We start from the raw sequence: 17,141 nt of genomic DNA on the forward strand, positions 1-17,141 counted from the left end.
CGCACCATCATCGAACAGGCCAAAGGATTCCTCACCGCCCACCACCCCACCGACCCCGACACCGCCTTCCATCGAATGCGCGCCCACGCCCGCCACCACCACCTGCGCCTCGCCGACCTCGCCCGCGACATCATCGACGGCACCACCACCCTGCCCCCACCCACAGACCCCGGCCCCACACGCCCCTGACACCACCGGCTACCGACGAAACGTTCTTGTCACCGGCCGTCGCACCTGAGGCCCTGCCTCCGCCGATGGGCCTGCGTTGGCCCTGCGAGGGCTACGGCTGGGCAACGAAGGCGAGGAAGTGCTCTGCCCTGTGTTCGCAGCGCCGGTGCAGGCGGCGGCATCCGCCGAGCCGTGGCACGATCCGCTCGACCACCCAGCGATGCCGGCCAAGCCGGTGGGGCGACTCGATGCCCTTGCGGGCGATGCGGTGACGGATGCCGCGTCGACAAAGCCATGCCCGCAGGTGGGCGTAGTCGTATCCCTTGTCGGCATGCAGTCTGGGCGGCCGTCGGCTCCGTGGCCCGCAGCGGGAGCGGATGGGGGGTATGCCCTTCATGAGAGGCATCAGGCCGAGACCGTCGCGAGTATTGGCAACGGGGATGCCCAGGGACATGAGCAGGCGGTTGCGGTCGGTGATCAGGTGGATTTTCGATCCGCATTTGTCACGGTCGAGCGAATTTGGTCCGGTCAGCGGGCCCCTTTTACCTCCCGCAGGCTCACGGAATCGATCGGGCAACGCGACCAGTCCAGCTCCCCCGGGAGCCGAGCTCGTCGAGGACCAGGCGGTGGAGCTTGGCCCACACCCGCGCATCGGACCACTCGGTGAACCGGCGGAACGCGGTCACTCCCGAGGGGCCGAAACCGGGCGGCAGTTGGTTCCAGGGGCAGCCCGAAGTGGCCACGAAGATGATCGCGGCGAGCACCTCCCGATCCCCGTGCCGCCGCCGGCCACCGCCCTGCGGGCGCTCCGGGGCTGGTGGAACCACCCGCTCGAACAACTCCCACAGGTCATCCGGCGCCATCCGCTCAACAAGCGAGGTAGTCACCGTTCCAGACTGCCGCAAGATCACACCAAACGAAATGGCGTCCTCACGACCAGAGCTTGCCCGCCCGCTATCACGCACCAACTCGTAAAGCGGGTGTCGCAGGTTCGAATCCTGCCGGGGGCACAAAGAAAAACCTGGTCAGAGGCCCTTTCGTCCTACGGACGGGAGGGCCTTCGCAGTCGAAGCCGGAGCCTCAGGAGCTTGGAACGATCAAGTTCCCCAGGCCGTTGATACCGAAACAGGCAGCAGCCCTCTCTAAAGGCGTAGCTGCCTGGAAGTCACCTACGCCGACCGCGGGCCGTTGCTACACTGGTGCTCTGGCAGCAGCGCCGCCCGAGCCAATACGTCGCGCCCACACCACGTCGTATCATCCTGGCCAAGGTCCTTAGTGGATCGCGCGACACTGGTTGGCGCTCAGTGCAGGCAGGGTGTGGGTAACTGCCGGTTCGGAAACTGATGGTCAGGCACGCCACGAGGAAGCGCGCTGCGCGATGTGTGCAGGCTGAGCAGACCCAGCCGTACTCCGTTGCGCGCAGGATGGGCAGGTCGTCCCCTGCCAGTGGGCAGCGGAACGCACTCCACCACCCCTACATTCGATCCGTTGCCACCCACTGGGCGAAGCACGGCGTCCCTGTCATCGGCTGGAGGGCCGGCGGAACGGCAGAAGATCGATGGGGCGGCATCTGGTTCGATGGCAGCTTCCGCGACGAGCATGGCTGTGATTTCCACCAGCTCTATTGGAGCAACAGGGTCTATTCGCCGGCTGATCGCAGCGGCTGGGAAATGCACCTAATCCCGGCTGGACGCGAGCAACAGGAGCCGCAGCCGCGTTTCCATCTGCCCAACCGTTTCGACCTGGCACTACGCACAAGCGTTCCGACCCCACAGCAACTCCTGCTGGACCTGGCGGCCTTCACGAACGGAAACGATGAAGATCCCCGTCCATGTCGGATCCTCCCCTCTGAGGAGGCGCGCTATCTACTCAATGAGCAGGATCTCGCGCCACGACTGAAGCGCTACGTCAGCAAGGAGGAACGTCGGACAGGCGTAGCCCAATGCTGTCGGGCTGGGAGCTGCGATGCGGAAGGACCGGTTTTTTACCGTGCCATCGACTGAAACGCGCAATCGACATATGACCGCATCCGCAGCCCTGAACTGGATCACCGCGCTCACCGGTCTCATCGCTGTCATCGCTGCATCGATCCTTGCATGGGCTGGCGCCACTACCGCTGCCGCAGCAGTCGCCGCGATCGCTGGCGGAGCACCCCTGGTCGGCAGCCTCCACATCAGGGTGAACATCCAGAGGCCATCCCGGCGCGAGTAGCTGAGCGTCCTTCCATCGACGACGACTACCGTCACGGCCGTCCGGCGCTACCCGCCTGTAGGCATTGCCTGGTCATCTGAAACGGATTCAGCACACATGAGGCCGGGAAACCCCGTAAACACGTGAGAACTACGGAGCGGTGTTTTCCCAGGCCACACGCCCTGCCGTCTACGTTTCCGCAGGTCACGACCCTGCCCAGGAAAAACTCCTAAAGCGGGTGTCGCAGGTTCGAATCCTGCCGGGGGCACAGCAAAGCAGCAGGTCAGAGGCCCTTCCGTCCAGTGGGCGGAGGGGCTCTCGTGTTCGCGGCAGCCGCATGCCATGACGTACATCCGCTGCGCGGCGGCCGGAAAGCCACCTGGTCGGCAGCTCGCGCAGCCTGCATAAAGCTGTCGAATCGGGCTTTCGACAGCTCTACTCTTACGGCATGGCCCACGGAAAGACCTCGTACGTATGCCTGCCCTGCCGGGTCTCGTACAAGCAGCCCTCCCCTCGCAGTTACGACCACGCCCGGACCTGCCCCAGGTGCACCGCGCCGCTCTTTTACGTCGGGTCCGCCTTCGCGGCGCCCAAGAGGCGGGATGTCGCCGCCTGGCGCACGCTCTCCGTGCTGTTGCACGCCGGCGTCCGTTTTCGTATGGGCTGTTGCGGCGGGCCCGGTTACCGTCCTCGCACTCTCAGGGAGGTGCGTGAGCGGATGGCTTACGCGCGGTCCACCGGGGAGCCGTTCGCGCGGGCGTTGGTCCGCTATGAAGTGCCTTGAGTGGGCTGCTTTTAGGGGGGTGGCCCGGGAGATGACCAGGCCGTAGGCGCCGGTTGAGGGGCGTGTGCCGGCGGGACCGTGGTGGTCAGGAGGAGCGGGTGCGGCCTCTTCGGGGGCGTTGGGAGCGTGGGGTCGAGCAGCGCGGGCACCAGTAGCCGTCGCCCTGGAAGTACGTCCATCCCATGTCGGCGATGCGCGGGGCGGCCGCCTTGGCGCTGTGCAGGAGGTGGCCGAAGAGGTCCGTCTCGATGTCCGGTGGCTGATCGGGGACGACCAGGTCGAGGACGGCGCGGGCGCCGCAGCCCAGACGGTCGCACATGAGGAAGAAACGTACGGGGCCTGGCGGTTCGCCGGCGGTCGTGAGACTCATGCGCTCACTTTGGCGGACGGGGATATCGGGGGCGGGCGGTTCGGCATACCCCGCCCCCGATGGCGGGGACTTGGTGGTGTCGGTGGCGCGTTGCCCTGTCGGCGTCAGGTGGGCGTGGGGCGCCACCAAGTCGTGGTCGGGGTCCAGACGCAGATGCCTGCGGGCGGGGCGCCGATGGCGGTGGCGTCGAAGCGGCGGCCGTGGTGTGACGGATCTGCGGCGACGGTGATGAAGTCGACGGTACGGGCGGACGGGGTGGGCCGGCCGGTCACGGTGCGGACCGTGGCGTACGCGGTGGAGCCGGGCGCGAGGCGGTACGGAGCGCTCTCGGTGGGCGGGTCGGGTTCGGCGGCGCCGTCGAGGTCACCGAAGGTGACGGTCGGGATACGGTCGATGACGCAGGGTTTGGTGGTGCGGTTGGTGGCACTGATGCGCAGGACGTCGGGGTGCTGGGGAGCGGGGATGGATGCCTTGATCGTCAGGGCGGCTTCGGTGCAGTGCGGGATGGTGGAGGTGGTGGAGGTGGTGGAGGTGGTGGGAGCGGTTGAAGGGGTTGCTGAGGCTGTGGGGGTGAGAGTGGCGAGGGTGGCGATTGTGGCTGTGAGGGTGGTGAGGAGGGCTGTGGCGGTCCTGGCGGAGTGGTGGCGCTTTGTGGGTGTGGGGCGGATGGAGTGGGTGGGGTTAGTGAGGTGGGTGGAGCGGGAGGTCTGAGTCGGGTGGGGTGAGGGGCTGTGGTCGTGCATGTGGGGCTCCGTCCTGTCTGCGGTTTTGGCGGCGGAGGGAGGAGGGGCCAGGCCTGGGCGGTGGAAGGGGGCGGAAAGAGGGCGCGGCGTGGCGTTCGCGGGGCGCGATATGTGATGTTCCTCGTCTTTCTGTGAGACGGGCGGACGGCGGTTTTCGTTGTACGGGGTGTGGCGCGAGGCGATACGGGGCTGCTTGGGCCCGTGCGCGGTCGTACGGAGGTCGTACGAAGGTCGTACGAAGCGCGACGTGCCCGGATCGGGAGTAGCAGAGGAGGGCGGTCCGGCGCGGAGTTATCCACAGGGCTGAGCGCGGGTGGCGGGATAGCTCGTACGCTGCAGGCATGAGCGAGGTGGAGATGGCTTCCGGTGCCGGGGAAACCGAGGGCGACGTCAGTGACGCGGTGAGCGTGCTGCGGCGGGTGTTCGGGTACGACGCGTTCCGCGGGGAACAGCAGTCGATCATCGAGCACGTCATAACGGGCGGCGACGCGGTCGTACTGATGCCGACCGGCGGCGGAAAGTCCCTGTGCTACCAGATTCCGGCCCTGGTGCGGCCGGGCGTCGGGGTGGTCGTCTCGCCGTTGATCGCGTTGATGCAGGACCAGGTCGACGCGCTGCGGGCGCTGGGGGTCCGGGCCGGTTTCCTCAACTCCACGCAGGATCTGGAGGAGCGGCGGCTGGTGGAGGCCGAGTTCCTCTCCGGGGAGCTGGACCTGCTGTATCTGGCGCCGGAGCGGCTGCGGGTGGAGCAGACGCTGAACCTGCTCGACCGGGGCAAGATCTCGCTCTTCGCGATCGACGAGGCGCACTGTGTCGCGCAGTGGGGCCACGACTTCCGGCCGGACTACCTCGCCCTGTCGATGCTCCGGGAGCGGTGGCCCGAGGTCCCGAGGATGGCTCTGACCGCGACGGCCACGGAAGCCACCCACCAGGAGATCACCTCGCGGCTCGGGATGGAGAACGCCCGGCATTTCGTGGCCAGCTTCGACCGGCCGAACATTCAGTACCGGATCGCCGGAAAGAGTGACCCGAAGAAGCAGCTGCTGGAATTGCTGCGCACCGAGCACGCCGGCGATGCGGGCATCGTGTACTGCCTTTCGCGGGCCTCGGTGGAGAAGACCGCCGAATTCCTGGTGCAGAACGGCGTCCCGGCGCTTCCGTATCACGCGGGGCTGGACGCCCGGATGCGCGCGGAGCACCAGGCCCGTTTTCTGCGGGAGGACGGGGTGGTGGTCGTCGCCACCATCGCGTTCGGGATGGGCATCGACAAGCCCGACGTACGGTTCGTGGCCCACCTGGACCTGCCGAAGTCGGTGGAGGGGTACTACCAGGAGACGGGACGCGCCGGGCGGGACGGCCAGCCGTCCACGGCGTGGCTGGCGTACGGACTGCAGGACGTGGTCCAGCAGCGGAAGATGATCGACGGCTCGGACGGGGACGACGCCCACCGCAGGCGGCTGTCGGCGCACCTCGACGCGATGCTCGCGCTCTGCGAGACGGTGGAGTGCCGGCGGGTGCGGCTGCTCGCCTACTTCGGGCAGGAGAGCAGCGCGTGCGGGAACTGCGACACGTGCCTGACGCCGCCGCAGACCTGGGACGGCACGGTTCCCTCGCAGAAGCTGCTCTCCACGGTGGTGCGGTTGCAGCGCGAGCGGAAGCAGAAGTTCGGTGCCGGGCAGATCATCGACATCCTGATGGGCCGGAAGACCGCGAAGGTCATCCAGTTCGATCATGACCAGCTCAGTGTCTTCGGCATCGGGGAGGATCTTCGGGAGGCCGAATGGCGCGGTGTCATCCGGCAGTTGCTCGCCCAGCGGCTCCTCGCGGTGGAGGGCGACTACGGCACGCTGGTACTGACCGAGGCAAGCGGTGAGGTGCTGCGGGGGCAGCGCGAGGTGCCGATGCGGCGCGAGCCGGAGAAGGCCGTGAAGGCCAAGGCCGCGAAGGCGGCCAAGGGGCGGCGAGCGGCACCGGTGGACCTCCCGGAGGAGGCGGTGCCGGTCTTCGAGGAGCTGCGCGCCTGGCGGGGGCGCACGGCCAAGGAACAGGGCGTACCGGCGTACGTGATCTTCCACGACGCGACGCTGCGGGAGGTCGCCACGGCCCGGCCGTCGAGCGTGGGCGAGCTCGGCTCCGTGAACGGAGTGGGCGAGAACAAGCTGGCGAAGTACGGCGAGCAGATTCTGGCTGTGTTGTCGGAGCAGGCGGTACCGGCGGCAGAGCAGGTGCAGCAGGTGACCCAGGTGGCGGCACCGACCGCGGGGCGGCAGCCGGGGCCGGGGCAGGGGCAGGAGTCGGTGCCGGAGGAGGAGTGGGACTGGGGCGGGGAGCCGCCCGTTGAGGAGGAGTGAGGGGCCCCCCGGGGGGAGGGCTGGGTCGTCGTCGTGGGCGGTCTCGGCTAGGGCCTCGCAGACGGCGCCCTGGTCGTAGTAGTCCTCGGCGAGGTGGTCGGCCAGGATCGAGACGGGCTTGCCGTTCCGTTCGAACTCCAGTTGGCCCAAGCGGCCGTTCTCCAAGTCGCCTTCGCCCTCGGCGATCCGTACGTCGGCGATGGTGACCTTGCCGCCGGCGACCGCCACGGCGGCCTCCAGCAGGGTGGCGTAGTCGTCGTAGATGGAGTCGATGTCGTCGGCGTGCACGGAGACCGCGACGCCGAATTCTTCGAGGGCGCACGCCGCTTCGTCATGCTCCTCCAGCGGTTCGTCGGCGTAATTGGCCGCCTCCGCGAGGGTGCTGTGCATCTGTGCCTCGGAGACCATGCCGATCTCGGTACAGGATCGTGCCGATACGGGGGTACGTCATCGATGAAACGTTCGACATGTGGGGGGCCTTGGCAGACGGCCGCCCGTCGTGCATCCAGCTCCATGACAGCCGTTTGGTCGAAGCGCACCCGCGCAGGGTGATTGCGCGCTGTTCCGGGAATTGCCGCGAAGGCGGTGGGTATGGGGCGAGAGTTGGTGTGAGGCCGGACCGGCACATGGGGGGCTGATGAGAATCCAGGTCAGGCTGGACGAGGCGGAGAGCGACCTGGAGTTGCGGTCGTTGTGCGAGTGGCTGGCGGACGATCCCGCCGTGGGCCGGAGCGCGGACGTCTCGCTGCGGAAGAGGGAGAACAGGCCCGGGGAGATGGGGCTGGGGTTCGACGCCGTCCAGTTGATCGTCGACAGCGCGTTCCAGCTGAGCAGCCTCGCCATCGCCATCGACGGCTGGCGCAGGGCGTACGCGGCGCGCCCCAAGGTGACGGTCGAACGCAACGGTGTACGGGTCGCTTTCGCCACGGCGGACACGGACGGTGTCCGGAGCATTCTTCGCGCGTTGGAGGAGTTGGAGAGGTTGGAGGACGGGGGAGCAGGGGGTGGGGGCGGTGGGGAGACGGGGGCGGGAGACGGATTCCCGGGAGGAGAGGGCGCGGGGCGACCGCGTGCGGGAGAAGCACGTGAAGGCGGGACGGGTGGGGGCTGACGGGATGGGTGGGGCCGGGGGAGAAGCGGGGCCGGCGTTCGATCCGGCGGAGTCGGCTTGTGTGATCATCGGCGTCGACCGGTACGCCGATCTGCCGCCGCTGCCGGGGGTCCGTAACAACCTCAAGGCGCTCAAGGCCGCGCTGACCGACCGGACCATCGGGGGCATGCCGAAGAAGAACTGCCGGATCGTGCCCAATCCCCGTACGGTCGCCGCGGCGTTGAAGCCCATCGAGGAGGCGGTACGGGCCGCGCGGGACACGCTGATCGTGTACTACGCGGGTCACGGCTTCCTCGACTCGCGGCAGGAAGGCCTGTACCTCACGCTGCCCGGTACGGAACCGGGAAAGGTGCACAGCGGCATCCCGTACACATGGCTGCGCAGTGCCCTGGGCACCCATACGCCGCCCAAGCGCCGCATCATCATCCTCGACTGCTGCTACAGCGGCAGCGTGATCAAGGGCATGTCCGCCGGGACCATGGGCGGCACCATGTCCACGGTGGCGGCCACGCAGCACGCTTCCAGTCAGCTGGGCGAGGCTCTGTTCGAGGGTATGGACAGCCTGGAGGGCGTCTCGTACCTGCTCACCTCGACGCCTTGGAACGTCGAGGCGCTGGCGCCTGAGGGTGAGGAGCACACCGCTTTCACCGGTGAGTTCCTGCGGGTGCTGCGGGAGGGGATCCCTGGCCCGCGTCCGGAACCGCCTTCGGGTCCGGGTCCGGGCCCGGGTCCGGAGAGTGCGGCAGCCGGCATGGCCGCGGGTTCTCCGCCCCCCGACCATCTCAGCCTCGAAGCCATCTACCGGGAAGTCCGCCGCGCCCTGCGCGAGAAGAACCGTCCGCTGCCGCAGCAGCAGGCGCAGAACGGCATCGAGAAGTTGCCGTTCGTACGGAATCGTGCGGCGCGCCCCGCTCCCCCACCGGGTGAGGCCGGAGAGACCGGAGAGGTCGGACGGACCAGACTGACCGGACTGACCGGACTGACCGATCGGTTCGGCCATGCTGGCCTCTCCGGTCAGCCCGGTCACACGGGTCACACCGGCCCCACCGACCAATCCGGCGTCGGCCCACCAGGAAGAGCAGGCGTCTCGCACCCCGCCGGCACCTCGGGCGCCGCACCCACTCCCGCATCCCGACCCCCCGACCCGGAAGCCGCCGAGGCGCGGAAGCTCCGGCGCCGGGCGCTGATCACCGTCCTGTGCGTCGCGGTGGTGGCGGTGGCGGTCCCCGCCGGTGTGTGGTGGCAGTGGCGGGACGACGAACCCTCCTCCGGCGCCTGCTCGGCCGACGTGGCGCTGATCGGCCACAGCGACGCGCTCAACGGCGTCGAGTACGAGGGTGCCGTACCGGTGGACGGCCTGTCCGGCCTCGCCATGTCCGGCCCCTCCCGGGCGTGGGCGCTGGCCGACAACGCGCCGGGCCGGATCTTCGACCTCGACCTCGGTACGTCGGGCGCCGCACCACCGTCCGCCCGCGCCGTCCACCTGCGCACCCTCCGCCCCACCGGCGGCGGCCGCTTCGACGGTGAGGGGCTCGTGCTGGAGAAGGGCGGGCGTACCGTCCTGGTCGCCTCGGAGGCGGGCCCGTCGATCCGCAGGTTCCGGGTGTCGGACGGCGCGGAGACGGGCCGTATCGAGCTGCCGCGCAACCTGGTCGACTGGGCCGGGCCGGAGAATCTGGAGGCGCTGGGCGCCTCCCCGGACGGCCGGTATCTGTACGCGGGCTTGGAGGCGCCGCTCTTCCGCGACGGCAAGGCGCGCGGCCGCAGCCTGCTGCGTATCCAGCGCTTCAAGGGGACGCCGGGCGGCGCGTACGTGCCGGACAAGCAGTTCGCCTACCAGTCGGCGGCCGGGCTGCGGGTCTCGGAGCTGGTGGCGTTGGGCGGCGACCGGCTGCTCGTACTGGAGACCAACCACGCCGAGGGCCAGGGCAACGCGGTACGCGTCTTCGGGGCCGACCTGAGCCGGGCGAAGGACGTCTCCCGGGTCGCTTCGTTGCAGGCGGAGCCGGTCGACGCGTTCGCGAAGAAGTGGGAGCCGGTCGACCTCGTCACCTGCCCACCGGGCGGCTCGGCGGCCGCGCAGCCGCAGGCCAACCCGCTGCTGGAGAACGCCGAGGGAATGGCGCTCGGCACCGCGCCGCTGGCCTCGGGCCCGTACAAGGGGCGGCTGCCGCTCTTCATCGTGTCGGACAACAACAACAGCCCGCACCAGATCACCCGGGTGTATGCCCTGGCGATCCGGACCGGTCGGACGGGGACGGGGACAGGTACGGGAACGGGGACAGATACGGGGACAGGTACGGGTACGGCTAGCGGGTCGGGGGTGGAGGCAGGGGCGGGGTAAGGCGGAGCACGGCTCGCGCGCCGCCGTCCGGTGCGTTGGTGAAGTGCAGTTCGATGCCCAGGACGGCCGCCTGGCCTACCGCGATGGTCAGGCCGAGGCCGTGTCCCTTGCCGCGGCCCGGCGCGTCGGTACGGAAACGTTGCGGGCCGCGGTGCAGCAACTCGTCCGGGAAGCCGGGGCCGTGGTCGCGTACCTCCACCACGGGGACCGGGGGCGGCGTGCCTCGGTGCGCCCCGTCGTGCGGTGTCCCGTCGCGCACGGTCCCGTCGCGCATCGTTGCGTCGCGCATCGTTCCGTCGTACGGCATTCCCTCGTACGCCGCACCCTCGTACACCGTGCCCCCGTACGCCGCCCCGCCGTCCGGCACGTCCACGGTCACCACGACCGGAGGCCGCCCGTGCCGGTGCGCGTTCAGGACCAGGTTGCACAGGATGCGGTCCAGGCGGCGCCGGTCCGTCCGTACGACCGCGTCCCGCGCCACCCGTACCTCGGTGTCGAGCCCCGTGCCCCGCACCGAACCGCGGACCAGCGCGCCCAGTTCGTAAGCGGCCAGATCGGGGCGTTCGGCGCCGGAGTCGAGGCGGGAGATCTCCAGCAGGTCCTCGGTGAGCCGGTGCAACGCCCGCAGCCGGTCGTTGATCATCTCCTTGGGGCGGCCCTCGGGCAGCAGTTCGGCCGAGGCAAGGATGCCGGTCAGCGGGGTGCGCAGTTCATGGGCCACGTCGGCGGTGAAGCGCTGTTCTGCCTGGAGACGGCCCTGGAGGGAGCCGGCCACCGAGTCCAGCGCCGCGGCCACCGCCGCCACCTCGTCCCGCGCCCCCGGCCGGCCCCGCCGCCCCTCCCCCTCGGTGCCGGCCCGCGCGTCCAGGTCCCCCGCGGTGATGCGGCGCGCGACGGCCGCCGTGGTGCTCAGCCGACGGCTGATGCGGTGCGCGAGGAACAGTCCGGCGAGGGCGACGGCGGTGGCGGCGAGGACGGCGGAACCGAAGATGGCCGTGTCGAGGTTCTCCAGGGAGCGGCGGGTGTTCTCGTACGGGGACCACACCGCCATCACCTGGTCGCCGGCCGGCGCCGCCGTCCACATGACGCGTTGCCCGTGGTAGGTGCCGACCATGCTGCCACGCCGGTCATGGTGCACCAACGTGCGGAGCTGAGGCGGGAGTTCGGCCGGGTCGAGTACGGAGTTGAGGCCTTCACGGGAGGTGCCGTACTCGTACAGGTCCAGCGCGTCGTCGAGATCGGTGAGGGTCTCCTTGCGTACCTGGCCGACGGTTTGGCGGGCGACGGCGTTGTGGACCAGCACGCCCAGTACGGCGGCGACCGCGCAGCACACCGCTGTGACGGTGAGAGCGATCTTCCAGCGGAGGGAGAGCACCGGGCGGGTCATGCGGAAGCTTCCGGGGACGGCGCGCCCGACGGCGTCGTGGGCAGCGGGTTCTGCGGGGTCCGGTAGTCGTCCAGGGTGAGGTCCCACAGGCCCATCCGGCTGCCGTCCCATACGTAGTCGGTGACGCTGACGTAGCGCGGGTCCTTGGTGGGTTCGCGCACGGCGAGGTGCCCCGCGGCCAGTTCGACGCCCGCGAGGACGGCGCGCATCGCCAGGACGCGCGTCACGACCTGGTTGCGAACGCTGTAGACGCGCAGCAGGCTGGTGCGCCCGTCCAGGTCGACGGCGCTGATCAGGTCGGGTTTTCCGTCGTCGGTGAGGTCGTGGAGGACCGGGCTGCGTACGGTGTCCGGGCGGGGCGGACGGCCGTCGTCGGCCGCGAAGTCGGCCCGGACGACGGCCGCCGGGTCGGTGTCCTTCATGTCGCCGGAGGGGACGCGGGCGAGGCCCGGTACGGCGCGCTGGTCGCCGGGGTCCTCGTCGCGGACGCGCGGCGCGGGCGTACGGTCCGCCCACAGGGCGAGCGGCGCCGTGACGTTCCGCGCCCGGCCGTCGTCGTGCAGTCCGGCGACGGGTGCGCAGCCCGCCGCCAGGGCGAGCGGCAGCGGCACCACGAACAGTGCCACCGCCGGGAGCGTCCGGCGCCGCACGGCCCACCGCCTTCCCGTCCGACGCGTCCCCGTGACCTTACGGACACGGACACAGAGCTACGTAACGAGACAAAGTTACCCATAGTGGCGGCGCGCGTACGGTACCTGCGCCCCTGCCGTGACATCACTGCCCGCAGAGATGGCGCAGGCTGTTACACAACCTACGGATCGCCGTGAAAGACGCCTCGTACATTCTTCTTCGAAGCAGCAGACCTACGGCAGCCCGGTCGGGGCCGCCACGACGAGGAGTCGTTCCATGCGGGCAAAGCGCCGCTCCGTGATCCGTACCGCCGCCGTCACGACCGGCGTCGCGGCCGCCCTGCTCCTCCCGGCGGGCGGCGCGTTCGCCGCCGGCACCTCCGACGCCGCCGACGCCCACGCCAAGACCGGAGCCATCACCCAGCACGCGTCGGGCCGCTTGTCCGCCGTGCTCCCCGAGGACGGTCTCGCCGGGATCGCCGAGCGGGTCGGCAAGCTCCCCGCGGGCGGGATCGCGGGCGCGGCCGGGGTAGTCGGCGCGGCGGGTGTGGGCATCGCGGTGCACCGGCGCCGCCAGGCGCAGCAGGCCTGAGCCGAAGCGGCCGAAGGCGCCCCCGCGCCCCGCATCCCGCGCCCCACATTCCGCACGTCCGCCTTCTCTCCCCGCCCCGCGGCCCGCTCCGCCTCTCCCCCGCCCCGCCGGACCCGTCACTCCGCCAGCCGCTGCACCTCCCCATAACCGGGCACACCGGCAAGGCTGCCCGCTCCACCGGACACACCGGGCACACCGGCAAGGCCGCCCGCTCCACCGGCCCCACCCGCACCGTCCGCCCGACCCGCCCCATCCGCACGTACGGACTCGGCAAGCGTCACAGCTGCGTGCAGCGCCGAACGGAACAGCAGTGAACCGGTGCTGACGCGCCGTACGCCCAGCTCAGCCAGACGGGCGAGACGGCCCCGGCCCCCGTCCGGGCCCGGTGCGTAGAGGACGTTCAGCGGCGCCGGGACGCCCGCGACGAGCGTGGCGACGGCCCGCTCGTCGGTGACGCCCGGTACGAAGATTCCGTCCGCCCCGGCCGCCAGATACGTTTCGGCGCGGGCCAGCGTCTCGTCCAGCGGCCGCGTTGCCGGGTCGTCCACGAGCCAGTGCGTGTCGATACGGGCGTTGACGTAGAGGTCCGGCGCGCACTCCTTGACCGCGCGGATCAGCTCCGCCTGCCGCCCGGCCGCGACCAGCGGGCCGTCACCCGTCCGGCCCGGCAGTCCGTCCTCCAGGTTGACACCGGACGCACCCGCCTCCGCCAACTCCCGCGCCAAGGCGCCCACTTCCTCCGGCCCGCCACCGAATCCGCCTTCGATGTCCACCGTGTACGGACAGGGCAGGCGACTGCCGAGCCGTCGCGCGAGGGCGACCGTGGCGTCCCGTACGCGGGCCGAGCCCTGCCCGTCCGGCTCGCCCAGCGCGGCCGCGATGCCCAAGCTCGTGGTGCCGATCGCGGCGAAGCCCGCGGCGGCGAGAGCGGTGGCGGAGGCGGCGTCCCAGGCGTTGGGGAGCAGCAGTGGCGCGTCGGCGAGGTGCAGCGCGTGGAAGGTGCGGTTCCGGTCCGTACTCACGCGGTGGTTCCGGTCCGTACTCACGCCCACGTCACCTCCAGCGCCACCGGCACCCGCAGGTTCACGGACGGCTCGTACGCGATACCGGGGCGGACCAGGCGGCAGCCGAGCGCGAGCAGCGCGTCCAGCACTCCGGCCGCGAGGGCCCGGGCGTGGGCGTGCCCGGGACAGGCGTGCGCCCCGGCGCCGAAGGCCAGCGATCCGTCGGGGGTGACCAGGCCGACCCGTACCGGCTCGCCGCCGTCCACGGGGGCGCGGAGGGTGCCCCGTACGGGTGGATCGGTGCGCAGGGTCCGCGCCAACAGGTCCGCGGCGAGATCAGCGGCGGGGGCGGTGAGGGGGTCGGGAGCGGGGTTGGCGACGGAATCGGGGGCGGGGTCGGCGACGGAATCGGTGGTGGGGGCGACGACGGGGGCCTCGGGCGGCCCGGGTGAAGGGCCCGGCGCGGGTCCCGTCAGTGCCAGGTACGCCGCGTTCCCGATCAGTCCCGCCGTGGCGTCGTACGCCTGCACCAGCAGGCCGATACGGGCCGCCGTGGCCTCGTCCCACGTACCGCCGCAGTCCGCCACGAGCCGGGTGAGGGCTCGGTCCGCGGCCGGGACGGTCTCGCCGTGCGCGTGGTACGCGCCGGCCACGTCCCCCACCAGCGCGGCCGTGTCCGCCGTGACGCGCAGGCCGAGGGACGTGGCGAGTACTTCGGCGGGCACCACGCGGGCCACCCGCGTCATCACCTCGACGGTGCCGGGGGCGCTCAGCAGTTCCCGCGCCCGGATGCGCGCCGTATCGCGCAACGCCTCGGCATTCACGTCCGGCCCGCCGAGCGCACCGAGCGCACCGAGCGACCCAAGCGCCTCAGCCGCCAGTGCCCGCCGCCGCACATGCGCGCCCCCGCTGCTGAAGCGGGCGACCCGCGCCCGAAGCCAGGCCATCGTGCCCTCGGGTACGTCCTCCGGCACCGGCGGCACCACCCAGCCCGGATCCGTGAGCAGGTCAGGGCCGACGCCCACGCGTGCGCTGTCTTCCATGTCGTCCAAGGTCCGCATGGCAGGACCGTAGGACCGCCTTGTTTCGGGCCCGGCCGAAACGTGCCCGCGCACAATGGATCCATGACCACACAGGCACCGCCACCGGACGCGGCCCCGGCGCACAGCATCGGGCTCGCCCGTCTCGCGGGCCTGCTCGCGGACCGGACCCGGGCCGCGTTCTGCCTGGCCCTGCTGGACGGGCGGGCCTGGACGGCGGGCGAGCTGGCCGCGTACGCGCGGGTCGCGCCGTCCAGTGCGAGCGAGCACCTGACGCGGCTGACCGAGGGCGGACTGCTCGTGGAGCACCGCCAGGGACGGCACCGGTACGTGCAGCTCGCGAGCCCCCGCGTCGCCGAACTGATCGAGGGGCTGACCGCGCACCTCGACCCGCCCGCCGAGCGGCCGAGCGGGCTGCGTGCCGTCAACGCGTCGGCCGCGCTGGCCCGCGGGCGTACGTGCTACGACCACCTGGCCGGGCGGCTGGGTGTGGCCGTCACGGACGCGATGACCGGCCGCGGACTGATCGACCAGGACGGCGGCTTCGCGCTCACCGGCGCGGGCCGCACCTGGTTCGCCGAAGCCCTGGCCACCGACACCGCCACGCTCCGCGCGGGCCGCCGCCCGACGGCCCGCGGCTGCCTGGACTGGACCGAGCGGCGGCAGCACCTGGCAGGCGTGGCGGGCGCGCGGCTCTGCGCGGGGCTGCTGGAACGGGCGTGGATTCGGCGCGTCGGCAGTGGCCGGGCCGTACGGCTGACGTCCACGGGGGCGGCTGCCCTGCGTGACCTGCTGGGACTGGATGCGGAGGCGGCGGGGCTGCTCTAACCGGGGGCAGGACTGCTCTAGCGGGGGTGGCGGGGCTGCTCTAGCCGGGGTGGCGGGGCTGCTCTAGCGGGAGGACGGCGAAGGCGTTCCCGAGCAGTACCCGGGCCGCGCGTACAGCGTGATGCTCGCGCCCTTCACATCCCTCGTCGCACACACCCGGAACGCGGACTTCAAGGTGGTCCGCTTGGCGATCTCCTGATCGGTCCGGTCCAGCGGCTGCCCCTTCGCGTCGCCGACCGCGACGATGCGGCGGGCCCGCATCATGTGCGCGTGGACGTGGTCGCCGGACAGTTCGGTGCCGTACAGCGTGTGGGAGGCCACCGGGCTCTCGTCGAGCGCGAGGTCCCGCAGGCGGTGGAACTCGTGGGGCGCGGCCGCCGCCCACACCCGGCGCCGGGCGGGCAGGAACAGCAGGCCGTCGCCGGGCGACGACAGCTCCCGTACGGCCTGGGTGACCGCGATCGCGTCGTCGGTACGGCTCTGCGGGCTGCGCAGGAAGACGTTGACGGGGACGAGCAGCGCCAGGACCACGACGAGCGCCGCGGACCGGTACAGCACCCTGCGCCGGGACTGGCCGCGGCGGCCGGGCGGGCGCAGCAGCCAGTCGAGCGCCGCGCCCGCCATGAGGGCGAAGCCGGCCACGTAGTACAGGACGTAGCGGTCCACGTACATCGGCTTGAGCTGGGAGAGCAGCACCAGCAGCGCCGTGGGCAGGACCAGCAGGGGAAACGCGACCGGCCGCAGCCGCAGCCGCTGCCGGCCCGCGCGGGCGACCGGGGCGCGGGAGCACAGCAGGCCGCCCAGTACCAGGGTGATGAAGGTGCCCAGCTGGACCGGGTTGGGCCACTGCAACCAGCTGAGCTGTTCCGACTGCCCCATGCTGAACAGGGCCAGCGGCACCAGGCCGACGACCACCGTGGCCGCCGCCACGCACCAGGCCCGGCGCACCGCGCGCGGCAGTCCGGACAGGACGACGGCGGCGCCGTGCGCGGGCAGGACCAGTACGGCGAACTCGTGCATCAGGCAGGCGGCCAGCGACAGTGCCGCGTACCCCGCCCAGAGACGCTTGCCGGGCCGGGCGGTGACCCGCGCCAGCAGGTAGGTGGACCACACCACCAGCGCGCAGACCAGCGCGTAGGAGCGGCCCTCCTGCGCGTACTGCTGCACCATCGGCAGCAGGACGAAGACGAGGCCCGCGAAGAGCCCCGCCCGCCGGCCCGCCAGTTGCCTGCCGAGCAGGGCGACCCCGGCGGCGGCTGCCGCCATCGCGACCACGGACGGCAGTCGCAGGGCCACCACACCCCCGTCGAAGACGAGGAACCAGCCGCGCATGAGCACGTAGTAGAGGCCGTGCACCGCGTCCACGGTCTGAAGGGTCGGCCACAGCTCCGCCAAGGTGCGGTGCGCCATGTCGTACGTGACCGCCTCGTCCCGCCACATGCTGTCCTGACGGCGGATGCCCCACAGTCCCAGCAGCAGCATCAAGGCGGCGGGGTACAACGCGACGGCCCCCCGCGACGCCCAGATTCCTCTGGCGCGCGCGGGGGACGCGTATGCGGTTTGCGCTACGTCGATGGCGGACTCCGCTTCAGCGGGCGGG

At 71.3% G+C, this 17,141-nt stretch carries 15 protein-coding genes and 1 pseudogene; 8 read left to right on the forward strand and 8 right to left on the reverse strand.

Going from position 1 to position 17,141, the window contains the following annotated elements:
- A partial coding sequence (locus tag JXZ78_RS32750; protein ID WP_238783522.1) for an ANTAR domain-containing protein occupies positions 1–189 on the forward strand: 189 nt, incomplete at its 5' end.
- A 91-nt stretch (positions 190–280) separates the two neighbouring features.
- Here the strand turns inward: JXZ78_RS32750 and JXZ78_RS32755 are convergent.
- A pseudogene (locus tag JXZ78_RS32755) lies at positions 281–1,055 on the reverse strand (IS5 family transposase).
- 495 nt (positions 1,056–1,550) lie between these two features.
- Between JXZ78_RS32755 and JXZ78_RS32760 the strand changes: the two are divergent.
- Positions 1,551–2,171 (forward strand): hypothetical protein, encoded by a 621-nt coding sequence (locus JXZ78_RS32760; protein WP_157851752.1) that lies wholly within the window; start codon positions 1,551–1,553, stop codon positions 2,169–2,171.
- A 635-nt stretch (positions 2,172–2,806) separates the two neighbouring features.
- Positions 2,807–3,142: a deoxyxylulose-5-phosphate synthase gene (locus JXZ78_RS32765; protein WP_078624688.1), complete on the forward strand. Its 336-nt coding sequence runs from the start codon at positions 2,807–2,809 to the stop codon at positions 3,140–3,142.
- Positions 3,143–3,227: 85 nt separating this feature from the next.
- On the opposite strand, the gene JXZ78_RS32770 is transcribed toward JXZ78_RS32765, so the two are convergent.
- Both JXZ78_RS32770 and JXZ78_RS32775 read right to left on the reverse strand, forming a co-directional pair.
- Positions 3,228–3,512 (reverse strand): hypothetical protein, encoded by a 285-nt coding sequence (locus tag JXZ78_RS32770; protein ID WP_030024608.1) that lies wholly within the window; start codon positions 3,510–3,512, stop codon positions 3,228–3,230.
- 104 nt (positions 3,513–3,616) lie between these two features.
- Positions 3,617–4,255 (reverse strand): DUF4232 domain-containing protein, encoded by a 639-nt coding sequence (locus JXZ78_RS32775; RefSeq protein WP_078624687.1) that lies wholly within the window; start codon positions 4,253–4,255, stop codon positions 3,617–3,619.
- 356 nt (positions 4,256–4,611) lie between these two features.
- On the opposite strand from JXZ78_RS32775, the gene recQ reads away from it, so the two are divergent.
- The 3 genes from recQ (at position 4,612) to JXZ78_RS32795 (ending at position 10,061) form a co-directional block, all read left to right on the forward strand.
- Positions 4,612–6,606, forward strand: a complete 1,995-nt coding sequence (recQ, locus tag JXZ78_RS32785) for a DNA helicase RecQ (RefSeq protein WP_078624690.1) — start codon at positions 4,612–4,614, stop codon at positions 6,604–6,606.
- 637 nt (positions 6,607–7,243) lie between these two features.
- A complete protein-coding gene (locus JXZ78_RS32790) occupies positions 7,244–7,717 on the forward strand; it encodes an effector-associated constant component EACC1 (RefSeq protein WP_238783523.1) in 474 nt (157 codons plus the stop codon).
- A 61-nt stretch (positions 7,718–7,778) separates the two neighbouring features.
- Positions 7,779–10,061 (forward strand): esterase-like activity of phytase family protein, encoded by a 2,283-nt coding sequence (locus JXZ78_RS32795; RefSeq protein ID WP_050503035.1) that lies wholly within the window; start codon positions 7,779–7,781, stop codon positions 10,059–10,061.
- Here JXZ78_RS32795 and JXZ78_RS32800 read toward each other — a convergent pair.
- Both JXZ78_RS32800 and JXZ78_RS32805 read right to left on the reverse strand, forming a co-directional pair.
- On the reverse strand, positions 10,027–11,448 hold the full coding sequence (locus JXZ78_RS32800) for a sensor histidine kinase (RefSeq protein ID WP_033040081.1): 1,422 nt from the start codon (positions 11,446–11,448) through the stop codon (positions 10,027–10,029). The two genes, JXZ78_RS32795 and JXZ78_RS32800, sit on opposite strands and share 35 nt — an antisense overlap.
- Entirely contained in the window at positions 11,445–12,074 is a 630-nt protein-coding gene (locus tag JXZ78_RS32805) for a hypothetical protein (RefSeq protein ID WP_238783524.1), read from the reverse strand. Before JXZ78_RS32805 ends, JXZ78_RS32800 begins: the two co-directional genes overlap by 4 nt.
- A 280-nt stretch (positions 12,075–12,354) precedes the next feature.
- Between JXZ78_RS32805 and JXZ78_RS32810 the strand changes: the two genes are divergently transcribed.
- Complete coding sequence (locus tag JXZ78_RS32810; RefSeq protein WP_030024601.1) at positions 12,355–12,669, forward strand: hypothetical protein; 315 nt, start codon at positions 12,355–12,357, stop codon at positions 12,667–12,669.
- Positions 12,670–12,785: 116 nt separating this feature from the next.
- Here the strand turns inward: JXZ78_RS32810 and JXZ78_RS32815 are convergent, their stop codons facing one another.
- Entirely contained in the window at positions 12,786–13,715 is a 930-nt protein-coding gene (locus tag JXZ78_RS32815; RefSeq protein ID WP_238783525.1) for an isocitrate lyase/PEP mutase family protein, read from the reverse strand.
- Entirely contained in the window at positions 13,712–14,734 is a 1,023-nt protein-coding gene (locus JXZ78_RS32820; RefSeq protein ID WP_238783526.1) for a cytochrome P450 family protein, read from the reverse strand. Before JXZ78_RS32820 ends, JXZ78_RS32815 begins: the two co-directional genes overlap by 4 nt.
- A 63-nt stretch (positions 14,735–14,797) precedes the next feature.
- Here JXZ78_RS32820 and JXZ78_RS32825 point away from each other — a divergent pair, with 63 nt between their 5' ends.
- A complete protein-coding gene (locus JXZ78_RS32825; protein ID WP_030024595.1) occupies positions 14,798–15,541 on the forward strand; it encodes an ArsR/SmtB family transcription factor in 744 nt (247 codons plus the stop codon).
- 63 nt (positions 15,542–15,604) lie between these two features.
- On the opposite strand, the gene JXZ78_RS32830 is transcribed toward JXZ78_RS32825, so the two are convergent.
- Positions 15,605–17,023 carry a glycosyltransferase family 39 protein gene (locus JXZ78_RS32830; RefSeq protein WP_050503039.1) on the reverse strand — a complete coding sequence of 473 codons (1,419 nt, stop codon included), beginning with the start codon at positions 17,021–17,023 and terminating at the stop codon, positions 15,605–15,607.
- Between the last annotated feature and the right edge of the window lie 118 nt (positions 17,024–17,141).

The organism is Streptomyces monomycini, from assembly GCF_022271435.1.
GTDB classification, from domain to species: Bacteria; Actinomycetota; Actinomycetes; order Streptomycetales; family Streptomycetaceae; genus Streptomyces; species Streptomyces monomycini.

Bases quoted from the DNA above. Each gene is read 5' to 3' on its own strand.
- JXZ78_RS32765 (WP_078624688.1), top strand. From the start codon at position 2,807: ATGGCCCACGGAAAGACCTCGTACGTATGCCTGCCCTGCCGGGTCTCG.
- JXZ78_RS32770 (WP_030024608.1), bottom strand. From the start codon at position 3,512: ATGAGTCTCACGACCGCCGGCGAACCGCCAGGCCCCGTACGTTTCTTC.
- JXZ78_RS32775 (WP_078624687.1), bottom strand. From the start codon at position 4,255: ATGCACGACCACAGCCCCTCACCCCACCCGACTCAGACCTCCCGCTCC.
- recQ (WP_078624690.1), top strand. From the start codon at position 4,612: ATGGCTTCCGGTGCCGGGGAAACCGAGGGCGACGTCAGTGACGCGGTG.
- JXZ78_RS32790 (WP_238783523.1), top strand. From the start codon at position 7,244: ATGAGAATCCAGGTCAGGCTGGACGAGGCGGAGAGCGACCTGGAGTTG.
- JXZ78_RS32800 (WP_033040081.1), bottom strand. From the start codon at position 11,448: ATGACCCGCCCGGTGCTCTCCCTCCGCTGGAAGATCGCTCTCACCGTC.
- JXZ78_RS32810 (WP_030024601.1), top strand. From the start codon at position 12,355: ATGCGGGCAAAGCGCCGCTCCGTGATCCGTACCGCCGCCGTCACGACC.
- JXZ78_RS32820 (WP_238783526.1), bottom strand. From the start codon at position 14,734: ATGCGGACCTTGGACGACATGGAAGACAGCGCACGCGTGGGCGTCGGC.
- JXZ78_RS32825 (WP_030024595.1), top strand. From the start codon at position 14,798: ATGACCACACAGGCACCGCCACCGGACGCGGCCCCGGCGCACAGCATC.
- JXZ78_RS32830 (WP_050503039.1), bottom strand. From the start codon at position 17,023: ATGCTGCTGCTGGGACTGTGGGGCATCCGCCGTCAGGACAGCATGTGG.